General features: G+C 70.1%; 12 protein-coding genes. 2 read left to right on the top strand and 10 right to left on the bottom strand.

What is annotated here, in order from left to right:
* Positions 1-331 precede the first annotated feature (331 nt).
* The 4 genes from IE95_RS0107320 to IE95_RS0107305 all read right to left on the bottom strand — a co-directional run bounded on the left by IE95_RS0107320 (position 332) and on the right by IE95_RS0107305 (position 5390).
* Positions 332-892, bottom strand: a complete 561-nt coding sequence (locus tag IE95_RS0107320; protein ID WP_129429383.1) for a DUF6318 family protein — start codon at positions 890-892, stop codon at positions 332-334.
* A 491-nt stretch (positions 893-1383) separates the two neighbouring features.
* A complete protein-coding gene (locus IE95_RS0107315) occupies positions 1384-2340 on the bottom strand; it encodes a coenzyme F420-0:L-glutamate ligase (protein ID WP_084689918.1) in 957 nt (318 codons plus the stop codon).
* Positions 2337-3335, bottom strand: a complete 999-nt coding sequence (locus tag IE95_RS0107310; RefSeq protein WP_030150974.1) for a TIGR03557 family F420-dependent LLM class oxidoreductase — start codon at positions 3333-3335, stop codon at positions 2337-2339. Before IE95_RS0107310 ends, IE95_RS0107315 begins: the two co-directional genes overlap by 4 nt.
* A gap of 114 nt (positions 3336-3449) precedes the next feature.
* Complete coding sequence (locus tag IE95_RS0107305; protein WP_084689917.1) at positions 3450-5390, bottom strand: DUF4914 family protein; 1941 nt, start codon at positions 5388-5390, stop codon at positions 3450-3452.
* 213 nt (positions 5391-5603) lie between these two features.
* Here IE95_RS0107305 and valS point away from each other — a divergent pair, with 213 nt between their 5' ends.
* On the top strand, positions 5604-8357 hold the full coding sequence (valS, locus tag IE95_RS0107300) for a valine--tRNA ligase (RefSeq protein ID WP_030150972.1): 2754 nt from the start codon (positions 5604-5606) through the stop codon (positions 8355-8357).
* Between the two features lie 68 nt (positions 8358-8425).
* On the opposite strand, the gene IE95_RS0107295 is transcribed toward valS, so the two are convergent.
* Positions 8426-9625: a baeRF2 domain-containing protein gene (locus tag IE95_RS0107295; RefSeq protein ID WP_030150971.1), complete on the bottom strand. Its 1200-nt coding sequence runs from the start codon at positions 9623-9625 to the stop codon at positions 8426-8428.
* Positions 9626-9806: 181 nt separating this feature from the next.
* The gene (locus tag IE95_RS0107290; protein ID WP_030150970.1) at positions 9807-10160 is read right to left on the bottom strand and encodes a chorismate mutase; all 354 of its coding nucleotides are present in this window, start codon (positions 10158-10160) and stop codon (positions 9807-9809) included.
* A gap of 109 nt (positions 10161-10269) precedes the next feature.
* Here IE95_RS0107290 and IE95_RS0107285 point away from each other — a divergent pair, with 109 nt between their 5' ends.
* Positions 10270-12090 carry an AMP-dependent synthetase/ligase gene (locus tag IE95_RS0107285; RefSeq protein ID WP_030150969.1) on the top strand — a complete coding sequence of 607 codons (1821 nt, stop codon included), beginning with the start codon at positions 10270-10272 and terminating at the stop codon, positions 12088-12090.
* Between the two features lie 153 nt (positions 12091-12243).
* Here IE95_RS0107285 and clpX read toward each other — a convergent pair whose 3' ends face one another.
* From clpX to tig, 4 genes are all read right to left on the bottom strand, one after another.
* Positions 12244-13515: an ATP-dependent Clp protease ATP-binding subunit ClpX gene (clpX, locus tag IE95_RS0107280; RefSeq protein ID WP_030150968.1), complete on the bottom strand. Its 1272-nt coding sequence runs from the start codon at positions 13513-13515 to the stop codon at positions 12244-12246.
* 148 nt (positions 13516-13663) lie between these two features.
* Positions 13664-14380 carry an ATP-dependent Clp protease proteolytic subunit gene (locus IE95_RS0107275; protein WP_030150967.1) on the bottom strand — a complete coding sequence of 239 codons (717 nt, stop codon included), beginning with the start codon at positions 14378-14380 and terminating at the stop codon, positions 13664-13666.
* 50 nt (positions 14381-14430) lie between these two features.
* Positions 14431-15057 carry an ATP-dependent Clp protease proteolytic subunit gene (locus IE95_RS0107270; RefSeq protein WP_030150966.1) on the bottom strand — a complete coding sequence of 209 codons (627 nt, stop codon included), beginning with the start codon at positions 15055-15057 and terminating at the stop codon, positions 14431-14433.
* A 355-nt stretch (positions 15058-15412) separates the two neighbouring features.
* Positions 15413-16801 carry a trigger factor gene (gene tig, locus IE95_RS0107265; protein ID WP_030150965.1) on the bottom strand — a complete coding sequence of 463 codons (1389 nt, stop codon included), beginning with the start codon at positions 16799-16801 and terminating at the stop codon, positions 15413-15415.
* Positions 16802-16819 lie beyond the last annotated feature (18 nt).

Raw genomic sequence — 16819 nt, 5'->3', positions numbered from 1 at the left:
CCCGTCCGGCGGCTGGATCGTGACCGGCGACGGCGCGATCGTCAGCCGCTGGAACTCGGCCTCGGCCAAGGCCGCCAGGTCCACGGACACGCACCGACCTGCCCCAAGGACGTAGGAAAGTCCTGCGTGAAACAGATCGACGCAGGCATCCGCCGAAACTCCACCGACGCCGGCGAACCATCCACGTTCCGCGGCCGATACACCGACCCGTCGGCCGAGACATCGATCGCCTGGAGGTCGAAGCCGTCTCCCTTCGCATCCACGGCCAGATCGGAAGGTGACGCAGCGACCACCGTGGCCAACACGAATGACACAACCAAGGCCGTGGCGCTCACTCTTCAGTTCCGACCGTGAGAACTCGCCAGTTCGTCCCGTCGTGGAGCATCTCAACTCGGAAGGTGCCAGTGAAGCCCTCTTGGCGATCCTTCTCCGCACCGGCAGCGTCACGGATGATCGCCTCTGCTTGTTCGAGCCGGATGTCGAGGGGGTATCCACCGATCAGCGTGTCCAAAGGGAACGACTGTTCGACGTCGACCTTGACTTCACCTCCCTCGTACGTCTCGCTCGCGGCAGCTCGTTGAAGCTGCCGGTCCCTCGACGCCGTGCAAAAGGAACAGAGCTCCGCCCACGTCATGGCGTCCCACTCGGTCAGGTCGCCGGTCGCCATGACGTACGGGTAGAGCTCGAGGAAGTACGTCGCCGCAGCAGCAGCACCGACCTCGTCGGTTCGGTCCATGTCGGCCGGCCGCTCGGGCTTGACCGGGCCCGTCGCCGCAGGAGTTGGGCTCGGGCTCGGGCTCGGTTCCTCGCTCACCACCGGCACCGGAGACTCGACGACCGGCTCAGCCGACGAACACCCGGCCACCACCCCCACGAGCACGACGCCCGCCATCAGCACCAACGCACCCCTGCGCCGTCGTCGAGCACCTGAACCAGAAGCAGAACCGTTCCCCGGCCTCGTCCATCCCACGCCCCCTGCGGGAATCCGCCCATCGTGCTCTAGGTACCCGGCACAGGGCCACACCGCCCCCTACCACCCCAGGAACCTAACGGGTCAAACCACCCCACCGGAACCCCTCGTCCCAGGCTGTGGACAACCCTCGACCTCTCCCACCCACACTGGTTCCCGCCGCACACCCCACGGCCCAGCACCCAGCACCCAGCACGAGCCGAACATGCGGTGAGCGTCACCCGACCATGCGGTTGACGTCCCGATCAGCCCGAAACTCGACGCCAACCGCATGCTCAGCACCGAGACCCTACGGACCCGAGACCGGACGTGGGCACCACCCCCCGACCACGACCTTTCCCGCACTCGAACACGTCCTTCCGGTCGCACAGCGCATCAGAACGACCTCGACCTCGTTCTCGGCTCCCGTAACGTCAGCCCTGCTGAGGGTTGCCCGTCCCCTCGCGGAATCCTTCCGCGAATCCTTCGCGGTACCCGTCGGCGTACCCGGCCTCGTGGGCGACCCGTTCGATCGCGTCCCGGCCGGCCACCTGTCCCGCGGTCACTCCCCGCGCGTACGCCTCGGCGGACCCTTCCCGGAACATGTCGGTCTCGGCGGCCCGCACGAGCACGCGCGCCCCTGGCCCGTCGTCGTCGGTGACGAACCGACCGAGCCCGCGCACCACGGCGACGGGTCGCCCTGCGGCCTTGCCGCGCACGAGCTCGGACGCCGCGGCGATCTGGTCCGCGACGGCGGTCACGGTCACGGACAGCTCGCGCCCGTGGGAGTCGACGCGGCCGCGCAGGTCGTCGAGCGCGACGACCCCGGCGACGCCGATCGCGAGGTCCGTGAGTCCTTCGCGCCACGCGCGCCCGGCCGTGTCGGCCACGACGACCCCGAGGCGCACCCCGAACCGTTCCGCGAGCGCCGCCCGCAGTGCGCGCGCCGAGGCGTCGGGGTCGACGGGCAGCAGCAGCACGGTGCCCTCCGGGGTGTTCGAGGCGTCGACACCGGCGGCGGCCATGACGAGGCCGAGCCGGTTCTCGACGATCCGCAGCACGCCCCCGGGGGACGGCCGTGTCGCGACGACGCGCACGGTCTCGTCGGTGATGGCCTCCTCGCGGTCGGAGGCCGCGACGACGCGCCCCTCGGCCTTGGACACGACCTTGCTCGTCACGACCACGACGTCCCCGTCGCGGAGCCCGCCCTCGCGGTCGAGCGCGTCCCCCACGATGCGCGCGAGGTCGTCCCCTGGCGCGATCTCCCCGATGCCCGACGGCGCCGCGACCGTGAAGCGGGTCTCGTCGCCCTCGGCGTTCCCCGCCCCAGGCGACGCCGCTGGACCGGGGTGAGCTCCGCCGTCGGGCAGCGGGGCGGACGGGCCTGTCATCGGACGAGCTTCGGCAGGACGTCGCGCGAGAACGTGTCGATCCACTCGCGCTGGTTGCGGCCCACGTTGTGCAGGTAGATGCGGTCGAAGCCCAGGTCGACGAACTTCTGGATGTAGGCGCGGTGCACGTCGGGGTCGGACGAGATGACGAGGCGGCCCTCGAAGTCCTCGGGGCGTACGAGCTTGGCCATCTGCTCGAAGTCGAACGGTGAGCGGATGTCGGCCTTGGGGAACTTCATGCCGCCGTTGGGCCACTCCGTCATGGCGTTCGCGAGGGCCTCCTCGTCGGTCTCGGCCCACGACATGTGGAGCTGGAGGACCTTGGGCATGGTCTGCGGGTCGCGGCCCGACTCGCGGACGCCGTCGTCGAACTTGCCGAACAGCATCGAGATCTTCTCGAGCGGCGCTCCCACGGTGATGAGCCCGTCGGCGTGCTTGCCCGCGCGCTTGGCCGTGACGGGCCCCGCGGTCGCGACGAGGATCTCCGGGGCGACCTCTGGCATGGTCCACAGGCGCGTGGACTCGTGCTTGTAGAACTGCCCCGAGTGCTTGGTGTCCTTGCCCGCGAGCGACGCGGCGAAGAGCTTCTTGATGATGTCGATGGCCTCGAACATGCGGTTGATGCGCTCGGGGGCCTCGGGCCAGTACTGGGCGGTGACGTGCTCGTTGAGGGCCTCGCCCGAGCCCAGGCCCAGCCAGTGGCGCCCCGGGTACATCGCGGCGAGCGTCGCCGAGGCCTGCGCGACCATCGCGGGGTGCCAACGGAACGTGGGCGCCGTGACGCCCGGTCCCAGGTCGCCGCGCGTGCGCTCACCGAGGGCCGACAGGACGTTCCACACGAACGCCGAGTGCCCCTGCGCGGGGACCCAGGGCTGGAAGTGGTCCGCGGCCATGACGCCGGAGAACCCCTTGCTCTCGGCGTGCTCGGCCAGGGCGATGACCTCGGTCGGGTGGAACTGCTCGAGCATGGCGGCGTAGCCGATCGTCAAGTCCATGGACCGACCTTAGTACGGGCCCCCCGCGCCCGAGCGCCGGTATCTGATACTTGCCGGAGGACGGCCGCCCGGTCCCGCGGACCGGGCGGCCGTCTCGTTCCCAGCGGGCGAGGATCAGGTGAACAGCGGGGTCAGCGCCGCGTACTCCTCGACCGAGCCGTCGCGCAGGCAGACCTCGATGATCTGACGTCCCAGCGGGTCCAGGTCGTCGGTGAGGAACTGCTGGAGCTCGCTCTTGAAGAAGTCGGTGATGATCTTCGCGCCCGCGTCGTACGCCTCGACACCCACCTGGGACTGCATCTCGGGCTGGAGGAACGTCGGGCGGACGAGCTGCCCGTCGATCTTCATCTCCTGGAGCGTGTACCCGAACAGCGGGCACCGCGAGGGCGTCAGCTCCTCGGTGCGGAACTTGCCGCCGCCGCGCCGCGCCAGGTACTCGCGCGTGAGCCACTCGGCCGCGAAGTCGACCTTGTAGGCGCCGATGTGCTGGTTGGGCGTGAGCACGTAGCGGGTGCGGTCCATGTCGACGAGCTGGCGCAGCAGCAGGTTCGCGGCCGCGACCTTGGTGCCGGTCGAGAAGGGCCAGTACGAACCGACGCCCTCGGCGACCATGCCGCCGTGGGCCAGTCTGTCGGTCGCGGTCTTGGACTCGCCGATCGACGGGTTCTTGTCCCCGCGCGGGGCGATGAGGCGCCAGATCCATGCGAGCGACGGCGGCACGACGTGCATCATGCCCATGATCCCGTAGGTCGGGTTGTCGCGGGTGCAGGCCGGCATCCGGGCGCCGAAGGTCCGCACGTCGACCTCCTCGGCGCCGGCGACGTCGGTCAGGAGGTGGCGGGGCACGACCACGCGCGGGTTGGGGCAGCGCTTGCCCGTCGAGTCGAGCGTGTGCTCCCAGGGCAGCACGGTCGCGTCCGGCACGCCGTCGATGTTGAAGAAGACGAGCGGCTGGTCGGGGTGGATGCAGGCCCGTTCGAGGTGCGCGTCCTGGCCGTAGCCCGTGAGGTTGTCGACGCGCACGAACCAGCCGTCCTCGGCGTCGGCGACCACGAGGCGCCCGTCGCCCGTCTGGAGGTCGACGTGGCACAGGGTCATGTCGTCGGTCACGGGGTCCAGGGCGCTGGTCTCGCCGAGGTTGATGACGTAGGGCTCGTCGGTCACGACGTTGGTGCCGAGCAGGATGCGCCCGTCCTCCTGGCGACGGATCTCCTGGCACATCTCGGACTTGCCGCCGCCCGAGGCTCCCTCGTGCATGATGACGGTCTCGTTCTCGTACGGGGTCGTGACGCGGACCGAGGACGCGTGCGCGGTGACCCACCCCTCCTGCTCGCCGACGTCGAGCAGGACGGAGAAGACGCCCTTCTTGGCGCTGGGTCCCGGGTAGAGGTTGTACGCGAAGACCTCGTGCAGCGTCTCGGAGCGGTCGTGGACCACGACCTGGCGGCCGTCGAAGTGCGTGTGGCGGAAGGGCGGTGCGACGTACAGGATCGAGCGCGGCTCGAACGGGCCGAGCTCCTCGAACGTGACCCAGCCCTGCAGGTCCACGAGCGTCAGCGCGAAGAACGCGGAGTTGACGGGGCAGATCGCGAGGGAGGGGTAGCCGTGCGTGAGGCCACCTGCCTTGAAGGGCACGACGACGAGGTCCTGCCCCGCGAGCCAGTCGAGCGTCTCGGCCTTGACGGCGGCGAACTCGGTCCCGAACACGTCGCGGTAGCGCGGCTTGTCGGTCGGCAGGTCGTCGGCGATGCGCATGCAGTCGGGGTCGCGACGGCGCATGTAGTCCTCGGGGTAGTTCACCGCGATGCCGTTCTTGCACCGCACGACCTCGGCCTCGGGGACCGCGGTGCCGAGCACGTCGTACTCGACGGTGAACCACGGTCCGCCCTCGGGTCCGAGCGCGAGCCGGTAGAGCTCCTCGCGGGAGGACGGGACGACGACGTTCGCGCACGTGTCCAGGGCGGCCTGGACAGCGGGGGGAAGGACCACGCCGGAGGGGATGCCGGACGAGATGCTCCCGGTTCCGTGCACGGCGACGCTGTCGATCAATGTCATGGCAACTCCTGGGTCGGGCCTCGAACGAAAGGCGTCGAGATGATGGGGCGCGTCCACGTACGCCCCCGCCTTTGCTTGAAGGTTACGAGCCGATGACCATGTCAACCAGGGACCTTTGACCTTTGTTTCATTCGGGAAAACTCGGGCACCCGGGCTCCGTCCGGGGACCGGCCGTTTCACAGGCGCCCCCGAGATTCTGGGAGAATGTCGACCATGAGCTCACCCGCCGAGGGCACCACGCCCGCACCCGCCACCCAGACCACCGCCGCACCCGCCCCTGCCGAGGGCACCGAGGTAGTCCGCGCCGTGGTCGGCGAGGTACCGGACAAGGTGAGCCTCGACGGCCTCGAGACCAAGTTCGACGCGGCCTGGACCGAGCAGGGCACCTACTCGTTCGACCGCACCAGGACGCGCGAGCAGGTCTACTCGATCGACACCCCGCCGCCCACGGTCTCCGGCTCGCTGCACGTGGGGCACGTGTTCTCCTACACGCACACCGACGTCGTCGCCCGCTTCCAGCGCATGCGCGGCCGCGAGGTCTTCTACCCCATGGGCTGGGACGACAACGGCCTGCCGACCGAGCGCCGCGTGCAGAACTACTACGGCGTGCGCTGCGACCCGTCGCTGCCGTACGTCGAGGGCTACGAGCCGCCGCTCCAGGGCGATCACAGCGCAGGGGGCAAGGCGCCGAAGCTCTCCGACCAGCAGCCCGTCTCGCGTCGCAACTTCGTCGAGCTGTGCGAGCGCCTGACGGCCGAGGACGAGGTCCAGTTCGAGGAGCTGTGGCGCCGCCTGGGCCTGTCGGTCGACTGGTCGCACCACTACCAGACCATCGGCGTCCCGGCCCGTATCGTGGCGCAGAAGGCGTTCCTGCGGAACCTCTCGCGCGGCGAGGCGTACCAGTCCGAGGCCCCGGGCCTGTGGGACGTCACGTTCCAGACGGCGGTCGCACAGGCCGAGCTCGAGGCGCGCGACTACCCCGGCCACTTCCACAAGGTCGCGTTCCACGCGCCCGGCGGCGAGAAGGTCTACATCGAGACGACGCGCCCCGAGCTGCTCGCGGCCTGCGTGGCCCTCATCGCGCACCCCGACGACGAGCGCTACCAGGGCCTGTTCGGCACCACGGTCACCTCTCCCCTGTTCGACGTCGAGGTGCCCGTCCTGGCGCACCCCGCCGCGCAGACGGACAAGGGTGCGGGCATCGCGATGTGCTGCACGTTCGGCGACCTGACCGACGTCCAGTGGTGGCGCGAGCTGCAGCTCCCGACGCGCTCGATCATCAACCGCGACGGACGCGTCACGCGCGAGACCCCCGCGTGGCTCACGTCCGAGCGGTCCGTCGCGCTGTTCGAGGAGATCGCGGGCAAGACGACGTTCTCGGCGCGCACGGCCGTCGTCGACGCGCTGCGTGAGGCCGGCGACCTGGACGGCGAGCCCGTCGCGACCCAGCGCAAGGCGAACTTCTTCGAGAAGGGCGACAAGCCCCTCGAGATCGTCACCTCGCGCCAGTGGTACATCCGCAACGGCGGTCGGGACGTGGCGCTGCGCGAGGAGCTGCTCGCACGCGGCAAGGAGCTCGACTTCCACCCCGAGTTCATGCAGGTGCGCTACGAGAACTGGGTCGGGGGCCTCAACGGTGACTGGCTCGTCTCGCGCCAGCGCTTCTTCGGCGTCGCGATCCCGCTGTGGTACCCCGTCCTGGAGTCGGGCGAGACCGACTACGAGCACCCGATCGTCCCCGACGAGGCGCTCCTGCCGATCGACCCGTCCTCCGACGTCCCGGCCGGCTACACGGCCGACCAGCGCGGCGTCCCGGGCGGCTTCGTGGGCGAGCCCGACGTCATGGACACCTGGGCCACCTCGTCGCTGACCCCGCAGATCGCGGGCGGCTGGGAGTCCGACCCAGACCTGTTCGAGCGCGTCTTCCCCATGGACCTGCGCCCCCAGGGCCAGGACATCATCCGCACCTGGCTCTTCTCCACGGTGGTCCGCTCGCACCTCGAGCACGGCTCGCTGCCCTGGACCAACGCCGCGATCTCGGGCTGGATCCTGGACCCCGACCGCAAGAAGATGTCCAAGTCCAAGGGCAACGTCGTCACGCCCATGGGCCTGCTCGAGGAGCACGGCTCCGACGCGGTCCGTTACTGGGCGGCCTCGGCGCGCCTGGGTACCGACGCGGCGTTCGAGGTCGGCCAGATGAAGATCGGCCGCCGCCTCGCGATCAAGGTCCTCAACGCGTCGAAGTTCGCGCTGTCGTTCGGCGGCAGCGAGATCACGCTCGACCCCGCTCTGGTGACCGAGACGATCGACCGCGCGATGCTCGCGGGCCTCGCCGACGTCGTGGACCGCGCGACCGAGGCGCTCGAGACCTACGACCACACGCGCGCCCTGGAGCTCTCGGAGACGTTCTTCTGGGCGTTCTGCGACGACTACCTCGAGCTCGTCAAGGACCGCGCCTACGGCGCCGGAACGGCGAACGCAGCGCCCGACGCGGTGGCTTCCGCGACGCAGTCGGCTCGGGTCGCGCTCGCCCTGGCACTCGACACGATGCTGCGGCTGTTCGCACCGTACCTGCCGTTCGCGACCGAAGAGGTGTGGTCGTGGTGGCGCACGGGTTCGGTGCACCGCGCGCCGTGGCCGACGTCGACCGGTCTGCGCACGGGCGCGGGCGACGCCGACCCCGCGGTCCTGACCGCCGCAGGTCACGCGCTGGCCGCGCTGCGCAAGGTCAAGTCCGAGGCCAAGGTGTCGATGCGCACCCCGATCCTCGCGGTCACGCTGGCCGTCCCCGCCACCTCGATCGAGGGCGTGCGCGCCGCGGCGGAGGACGTCCGTGGCGCAGGCCGCGTGACCGGGACGCTCGACCTGGTCGAGACGGCCGACGGCCAGGGCGACCCTGCCGTCCAGGGCGGGATCGTCGTCGTGCACTCCGAGCTCGGTGAGCCCGAGGTCCGCAACCGCGGCTGACGCTCCCCCGGACGACGCAGGGCCCCGACCGCGCGTGCGGTCGGGGCCCTGCGTCGTCCGGTCGGCGATCAGACCATCTCGCCCCGCAGCCGCGCGTCGTCCCCCGACATGGTCGCGGCGACCTCGTTGGGCGTCCCGTCGTCGTTCCACCGCAGCGTCGCGCCGACCCCCTCGATGAGCTCGACGCTGCCGTCGGGCGAGAACGTGAGCCCCGCGTCCTGGCCGATCGCGGCCCGGACCAGGGCCACGGTCGCGGGCAGCTCCTCGATCCCCTCGCTCACGCCCAGGTCGGTGATGTCGGACCGCGAGGAACCGATGTGCAGCGGGCTCGGCCCGACCCACAGGGTGCGCCCGTCGAGCTCGGTGTCCTGGCCGTACTCGTCCGCGAGGATCAGCTCCTTGACCTGACCGCGTGAGAGCACCGCGACCACGTCCTCGAGGGACGTCACGGCGGCCGCCTCGCGGCCCTGCTCCTGCCGGAACTCGGCCAGCACGGACTCGCGGCGCCGCTCACGGAAGCTCTCGAGCGCCTCGGCGACCTTCGTCTCGAACGCCCCCTCGTTGATGCCCGGGGCACGACCGCCGCCCGCCACCTCGACCACGAGCTCGTCGGTGGACTTGGTGAGCGCGGCACGCACGAGCGGCACCGCACGCACGTCGCCCGTCATGAGGACCAGCTCGGGCCGGTGGTCGAGGACCTGCCGGTCGAGCTCGGCCGCGACCGCCTCGGCGTTGCGCTCCCAGGAGTCCTCGGCGCGCGCCTCGATCCGCTTGTGCGACAGGCCGCCCGTGCGGACCTTGTTGATGACGTCGTGCCCGCCCTCGACGGACTCCGCGTCACCGTAGGGCAGGTGCCCCCCGGCGACGGACCACGTGAGGTCCGCCCCCTGACGGTCGACGACGACGCGGACGTAGTCCACGGACTCGTCCGCCGCGCGCGCCGCCTGGAGCAGGGCGGGGACGGGCCCCCAGAGTCCCTTGGTGACAGCGGGAGGGTCCTTCAGGACCCGGTCGACGAGCACGCCTTCCTCGTCGGCGATGAGGACGCGCCCGTGCGGGCCGGGCATCCTCGTGGGGAGGGTGACGGACTCCTCGAGCTCGTCGATGATGCTCGCCGGGGCTCCCGCTGCGGCGAGCGCCCGGCGCACTCCCTTCCACCGGTTCTCGACCTCGCGTGCGGTGGCCTCGTCGCCACGTGTCGCGTCGAGATAGACGGTCGCGAACGGGCCGGGGTGGCCGAGCAGGGGCTTGAGCCAGTCGATCTTCATGCAGGCACCTCTAGACATCCATCGTCGGAGGGACGGTCGGAGGCCGACCGCCCCGATGTCCTCCCCAGCCTGCGGCACGTGGCCGACGACCGCCACCGGGGACGACGTCACGGGGCGAGGTGTCGCAGCGACCCCCGCGATCCCCGCGGGCGAGTGCCGTCGGCCGTCGGCCGTCGGCCGTTCAGGAGTAGGTGTCCAGCACCGGGGGCTCGTCCAGGTGCTCGCGGGCGATCCGCTGGTGGTGCCGGATGACCTCGCTCACGATGAACTCACGGAACTGCTCGGCGAACGCCGGGTCGAGGCCGGAGGACTCGGCGATGCCGGTCAGGCGGGCGATCTGCTGCTGGTCGCGCGCCGGGTCCGCCGGCGGAAGTCCTCCCTGCGCCTTGAGCTCGCCCACCCGGCGCGTGAACTTGAAGCGTTCGGCGAGCAGGTGCATCAGGGCGGCGTCGATGTTGTCGATGCTCTCGCGCAGCCTGAGGATCTCGGTGGGGACAGGATGCGACGGCGTGGTGGGGACGGGGTGCTCGCTCATCCGTCGATCCTAGGCTCGCACGAGGTGCCGCCAGGGCGGCCGACGGAACGTGGGACGCTCGGTACACAGTAAAATCGGTCCTTGTCCCACCACTCAGCGGAGAGTTGACATGACCGAATTCGCGTCGCCGAGCCTCGTCGAGGTACCGGCCACCAGCAGCATCAGCACGCTTCTCACCGACCGCGTCGAGCGTTCCGGGGACGACGCGGTGATCGAGCGACGCCTCACGCCGGGCGGCCCCTGGCAGCCCGTGAGCGCGCGCGCCTTCGACGACGACGTGATCGACGTGGCCCGAGGGCTGATCGCGCGCGGGGTGCAGGCCGGCGACCGCGTCGCGATCATGTCACGCACCCGCTACGAGTGGACGCTGCTCGACTTCGCGGTCTGGGCCGCGGGCGGCGTGCCCATCCCCGTCTACGAGACGTCCTCGGCCGACCAGGTCGAGTGGATCCTGTCGGACTCGGGCGTGAGCGTCGCCCTCGTCGAGACGTCCGCGCACGCCGCGACCGTCGAGAGCGTCCGCGAGCGGCTCCCGCTCCTGCGCGACGTCCTGGTGATCGACGGCGGCGCGGTCGACGACCTGCGGGCGGACGGCTCAGAGGTGACGCGCGACGAGGTCGACGCACGACGCGCCGCCACCAGCCGCGACGACCTCGCGACGATCATCTACACGTCGGGTGCGACCGGGCGCCCCAAGGGTGTCGAGCTCACGCACCTCAACTTCGTGCACCTGACCCGCAACGGCGTCGCGGGCCTGGCCGAGATCGTCGCGACGCCCGACGCCCGCACGCTGCTCTTCCTGCCCCTCGCACACGTGTTCGCACGGTTCGTCCAGGTCGTGTGCATCGCGTCGCCCACCGCGGTCCTCGCGCACAGCTCCGACATCAAGAAGCTCGTGCCGGACCTGGGATCGTTCAGGCCGACGTTCCTCCTCGCGGTCCCGCGCGTGTTCGAGAAGGTCTACAACGCGGCCGAGCAGAAGGCCGGGGCGGGCGCCAAGCGACGCATCTTCCACTGGTCGGCCAAGGTCGCCATCACGTACTCGCGCGCGCTCGACTCGACCTCTGGTCCCTCGCTCGTCCTCAAGGCGCAGCACGCCCTCGCCGACCGGCTCGTGTTCGGCTCGATGCGCACTGCCCTGGGCGGCGACCTGACCCACTCGATCTCGGGCGGGGCGCCGCTCGGCGAACGCCTGGGCCACTTCTTCCGAGGAGTCGGGCTCACGATCCTCGAGGGCTACGGTCTGACCGAGACCACGGCTCCGTGTGCGGTGAACCTGCCGAGCCGTCTCAAGATCGGCACCGTCGGCCCCGCGTTCCCCGGGACCGCGCTCAAGGTGGACGCCGAGGGCGAACTCTTCGTCAAGGGCGACCACGTCTTCCGGGGCTACCACAACCAGCCCGAGCTGACCGCCGAGGTCCTCCAGGACGGCTGGTTCCGCACGGGCGACCTCGCCTCGCTCGACGAGGACGGCTACCTGCGGATCACGGGGCGCAAGAAGGAGATCATCGTGACGGCGGGCGGCAAGAACGTCGCTCCCGCCCAGCTCGAGGACCGCCTGCGCGCCCACCCGCTCGTGAGCCAGGTCGTCGTCGTCGGCGACCAGCGGCCCTTCATCGGCGCCCTGGTCACGATCGACCACGAGATGCTCCCCGGCTGGCTCGCGACGCACGGCCTGCCCGCCATGGACGTCACGACGGCCGCGACGAACCCGACCGTGCTCGCGGCCCTCGACCGTGCCGTCACGCGCGCCAACGAAGCGGTCTCCCGGGCCGAGTCCATCCGCAAGATCCAGGTCCTCACGACCGACTTCACGGAGCAGAACGGCTATCTCACGCCGTCGCTCAAGGTCAAGCGCAACCTGGTGCTGCGGGACTTCACGACGACGATCGACGACCTCTACGGCGCCCCCGCGAACGCGGACGCCTGAGGCCCGACGCTCGCCGCGCCGCTGCACCGCCGCGACCAGCACGTCCGTCCGAGAACAGCTCGCCGCACTGCAGAACGGGCAGAACGACAGAACGGGCAGAACCACGAACGGCCCCGGAACCGAGGTTCCGGGGCCCTTCGTCGAACGTGCTCCCTAGGCGCTCTTCTCGCGCGGCGCCCGCTTGAGCGCGGACCGCGGGACGAGGGTCGGGTTGACGTTGTCGAGCACGGCTTCGCGAGTGATGACCACACGCTCGACGTCGTCCCTGCTGGGGACGTCGAACATGGCCTGCTGGAGGACCTCCTCCATGATGGCGCGGAGCCCACGGGCGCCCGTGCCACGCAGCAGCGCCTGGTCGGCGATCGCGCTGATCGCGTCGTCCTCGAACTCGAGCTCGACGCCGTCGATCTGGAACATGCGCTGGTACTGCTTGACCAGCGCGTTGCGGGGCTCGGTGAGGATGCGCACGAGCGCCTCCTGGTCGAGCTTCGCGACCGACGTGATGATGGGCAGACGCCCGATGAACTCGGGGATCAGCCCGTACTTCTGCAGGTCCTCGGGACGTACCTCGGCGAAGAGGTCCGCCTCCTCGTGCGAGTCCATCGGAGCACCGAAGCCGACCCCGCGCTTGCGCGAGCGGGTTGCCACGATCTCGTCGAGCCCGGCGAACGCCCCTGCCACGATGAACAGGACGTTGGTCGTGTCGATCTGGATGAACTCCTGGTGCGGGTGCTTGCGCCCGCCCTGCGGGGGCACCGAGGCCGTGGTGCCCTCGATGATCTTCAGCAGGGCCTGCTGCACGCCCTCACCCGACACGTCGCGCGTGATCGAGGGGTTCTCCGACTTGCGGGCGACCTTGTCGACCTCGTCGATGTAGATGATGCCCGTCTCGGCCTTCTTGACGTCGTAGTCGGCGGCCTGGATGAGCTTGAGGAGGATGTTCTCGACGTCCTCGCCGACGTACCCCGCCTCCGTGAGAGCCGTGGCGTCCGCGATCGCGAACGGCACGTTGAGCATCTTTGCGAGCGTCTGCGCCAGGTACGTCTTGCCGGTGCCCGTGGGGCCGATCAGCAGGATGTTCGACTTGGCGATCTCCACCTGGGACTCGTCCGAGGGGCGTGCGTGCTCCCCGGCCTGGATCCGCTTGTAGTGGTTGTAGACCGCCACTGCCAGCGCCCGCTTCGCGGCGTCCTGCCCGATGATGTACTGCTCGAGGAAGTCGAAGATCTCCCGCGGCTTGGGGAGCTCGACGAGCCCGAGCTCGGCCGCTTCCGACAGCTCTTCCTCGATGATCTCGTTGCAGAGCTCGATGCACTCGTCGCAGATGTACACGCCGGGGCCCGCGATGAGCTTCTTGACCTGCTTCTGGGACTTGCCGCAGAAGGAACACTTCAGCAGGTCTGCACCATCTCCGATCCGAGCCACTACGAGCCTCCTAGCCTCGGTCTTGCTGCTGCGCCGGGACTGAGGCCCCCGCGATCTGGGACGACACGCGCCGACCTACCACCATTGCACACCACCGGGGGCCCGTTGTCAGCCGGGCACCCCGGTGGGTCGGGGGGAAATGTCGAGATCAGGGCTTGTTCTGGATGACCGGCTTGCGGCTCTCCAGGACCTGGTCGACCAGACCGTACTCCTGCGCCTGCTTGGCCGTGAGGATCTTGTCACGCTCGATGTCCTCACGGACCTGCGCGACGTCGCGGCCCGAGTGCATGGCCAGGGTGTCCTCGAGCCACTCGCGCATGCGGATGAGCTCGTTCGCGTGGATCTCGATGTCCGACGCCTGCGCGTAGCCGCCGCCCTCCATCGCGGGCTGGTGGATCAGCACGCGGGCGTTGGGCAGCGCGAGACGCTTGCCGGGCTGACCGGCCGCGAGCAGCACGGCCGCGGCGGACGCGGCCTGCCCGAGGCACACGGTCTGGATCTGCGGCTTGATGTACTGCATGGTGTCGTACAGCGCCGTCATGGCCGTGAACGAGCCGCCGGGCGAGTTGATGTACAGGATGATGTCGCGGTCCGGGTCCTGGCTCTCCAGGACGAGGAGCTGCGCCATGACGTCGTCGGCGGACGCGTCGTCGACCTGGACGCCCAGGAAGATGATGCGGTCCTCGAACAGCTTGGTGTACGGGTCCTGGCGCTTGAAGCCGTAGGCCGTGCGCTCCTCGAACTGCGGGAGCACGTAGCGCGAGGACGGCGCGCCGTGCGGGAGGGCGATGCCGCCGCCGGCGCCCGCGCCCGCGAGGCGCTGAGCGGTCGAGATGTACTGGGATTCCTGGCTTGCGTAGCTCAAGGTGTCTCCTCGGGTGGGATCGTGGGTCGGGGGCCGGTGCGTCGGTGAGCTCAGCTGCTCGCCGTGCCGCCGCCACCCGTCACCGACGAAGCGTTCGTCACGACGTGGTCGATGAAGCCGTACTCGAGGGCTTCGGGCGCCGTGAACCAGCTGTCACGGTCGTTGTCCTTGAGGATCTTCTCGAGCGGCTGGCCGGTCTGCTCGGCCGTGAGCTCGGAGAGCACCTTCTTCATGTGCATGATGAGCTGCGCGTTGATGCGCACGTCGGTCGCCGTGCCGCCGATGCCGCCCGAGGGCTGGTGCATCATGACGCGGGCGTGGGGCGTCGCGTAGCGCTTGCCCTTGGTGCCCGAGGAGAGCAGGAACTGCCCCATCGAGGCCGCCATGCCCATCGCGATGGTCGCGACGTCCGGCTGGATGTACTGCATGGTGTCGTAGATCGCCATGCCGGCCGTGATCGACCCGCCCGGCGAGTTGATATAGAGCCAGATGTCCTTGTCGGGGTCCTCCGCGGCGAGCAGCATCATCTGGGCGCAGATGGCGTTCGCGTTCTCGTCGCGCACCTCCGAGCCCAACCAGATGATGCGCTCCTTGAGCAGCCGGTTGTAGATGGAGTCGTTCAGGCCGAGTCCCGGCCCCTCGGCTCGTGCCACCGGAAACTGATCGCTCACGTCCATCTCCTTCGTCGATCCCTCTGTCGCTCGCGACGCTCGAGCGTCGCGGCTGGTCGGCTCCTCCGTCTGGACGGACTCACCGTTGCTGTGACCCTAACGCGGGCGGGGAGCGGAAACCGTCCCGATATCCGGGGTTTTCGCTGTCGGCGCAGGAAGGACGCCCCCGATGCCCGACGGCGCCGCGCACCGGGTGTTCCCGGCCCCCGGCGCGGGCCTCGTCCGGGCGCCCGCACGGGTCCGGGCGGGCGGTTGCGGGCCCTCACCCGGGCGGGCCGTTCCCACCACGCGCGACGGCCCCCACCTCCGCGGGAGGTGGGGGCCGTCGTCGGGCGGGGCGGGCGAGCCGCGTCCGGAAGGGTCAGGCCTTGTCGGCCGTCGCCTCGTCCTCGGAGACGACCTCGATGCCCTCTTCGTCGGTGATGCCGGTGACGTCCTCGCCGGCGGCGGCGGCCGCGGCGTCAGCGGCCGCGTCCTCCTCGTCCGAGCCGATGAACTCGCTCAGGTCCACGACGTTGCCCTCGGAGTCCTTGACCTCGACCTGGCGCAGGGCCACGGCGAGCGACTTCGAGCGGGCGACCTCGCCGACCATGGCGGGGATCTGGCCGCCCTGGTCGAGCGACTGGATGAACTGGTTCGGGTCCATCCCGTACTGGCGCGAGGCGTTCACGAGGTAGTCCAGGAGCTCGTTCTGGGCGACCTTGATCTTCAGCTGCTCCGCGAGCGTGTCGAGGAGGATCTGGTTCTTGAGCGCCTTGGCGGCGTCGACCTCGACCTCGGCACGGTGCGCCTCGTCCTCGAGTCGTCCCTCGGACTCGAGGTGACGGTGCACCTCGGCCTCGACGGCGCCCTGGGGCACGGGGATCTCGGTGTTCTCGAGGAGGTGCTCGACGAGAGCGTCACGGGCTGCGACGGCCTGGTTCGAGGTCTTGATGCTCGCGACCTGCTCGCGCAGGTCCGCCTTGAGCTCCTCGATCGTGTCGAACTCGGACGCGAGCTCGGCGAACTCGTCGTCGGCCTCGGGCAGGTCGCGCTGCTTGACCGAGGTGGCCGTGACCGTGACCTCGGACTCCTTGCCCTCATGGTCGCCACCCGCGAGCGGCGCCTTGAAGGTCGTGGTCTCGCCGGCCGAGAGGCCCGTGAGCGCCTCGTCGAGGCCCTCGAGCATGTTGCCCGAGCCGATCTGGTAGCTGATGCCGGAGACCGAGTCGATCTCCTCGTCGCCGATGACGGCCTTCAGGTCGATGACGACGAAGTCGCCCTCGGCGGCCGGGCGGTCGACGCCGACCAGCGTGCCGAAGCGCTCGCGCAGCGCGTCGAGGCGCTCGGCGATGTCGTCGGCGGAGACCTCGGCGGCCTCGACCGTGAGCGTGACCGAGTCGAGCGCGGGGATCTCGATCTCCGGGCGGACCTCGACCGTGGCCGTGAAGTGCAGCGCACCCTCGGCGTCGAGCGGGACCTCGGTCACCTCGACGTCGGGCTGGCCGAGCGGGCGGATGCCCGTCTCGTTGACGGCCTGGCGGTAGAAGCCGGACAGGCCGTCGTTGATGGCGTGCTCGAGCACGGCAGCACGACCGACGCGCTGGTCGATGATGCGCGCAGGGATCTTGCCCTTGCGGAAGCCGGGGACGTTCACCTGCTCCGCGATGTGCTTGTAGGCGTGGTCGATGCTCGGCTTGAGCTCGTCGTACTCCACCTCGACGGTCAACTTGACCTTGGTGGGGTCCAGGGTCTCGACGGCGCTCTTCACTTCGATGATCTCCAACTG

It is taken from the genome of Oerskovia turbata, from assembly GCF_000718325.1.
GTDB classification, from domain to species: domain Bacteria; phylum Actinomycetota; class Actinomycetes; order Actinomycetales; family Cellulomonadaceae; genus Oerskovia; species Oerskovia turbata.
This window is presented reverse-complemented; position numbering and strand designations above follow the sequence as displayed.

What these genes read in the sequence shown, in the direction of transcription:
- IE95_RS0107305 (WP_084689917.1), bottom strand. Translation starts at nt 5,390, where the DNA reads ATGACATTGATCGACAGCGTCGCCGTGCACGGAACCGGGAGCATCTCG.
- IE95_RS0107295 (WP_030150971.1), bottom strand. Translation starts at nt 9,625, where the DNA reads ATGAAGATCGACTGGCTCAAGCCCCTGCTCGGCCACCCCGGCCCGTTC.
- valS (WP_030150972.1), top strand. Translation starts at nt 5,604, where the DNA reads ATGAGCTCACCCGCCGAGGGCACCACGCCCGCACCCGCCACCCAGACC.
- IE95_RS0107320 (WP_129429383.1), bottom strand. Translation starts at nt 892, where the DNA reads ATGGCGGGCGTCGTGCTCGTGGGGGTGGTGGCCGGGTGTTCGTCGGCT.
- IE95_RS0107315 (WP_084689918.1), bottom strand. Translation starts at nt 2,340, where the DNA reads ATGACAGGCCCGTCCGCCCCGCTGCCCGACGGCGGAGCTCACCCCGGT.
- IE95_RS0107290 (WP_030150970.1), bottom strand. Translation starts at nt 10,160, where the DNA reads ATGAGCGAGCACCCCGTCCCCACCACGCCGTCGCATCCTGTCCCCACC.
- IE95_RS0107310 (WP_030150974.1), bottom strand. Translation starts at nt 3,335, where the DNA reads ATGGACTTGACGATCGGCTACGCCGCCATGCTCGAGCAGTTCCACCCG.
- IE95_RS0107285 (WP_030150969.1), top strand. Translation starts at nt 10,270, where the DNA reads ATGACCGAATTCGCGTCGCCGAGCCTCGTCGAGGTACCGGCCACCAGC.
- IE95_RS0107270 (WP_030150966.1), bottom strand. Translation starts at nt 15,057, where the DNA reads ATGGACGTGAGCGATCAGTTTCCGGTGGCACGAGCCGAGGGGCCGGGA.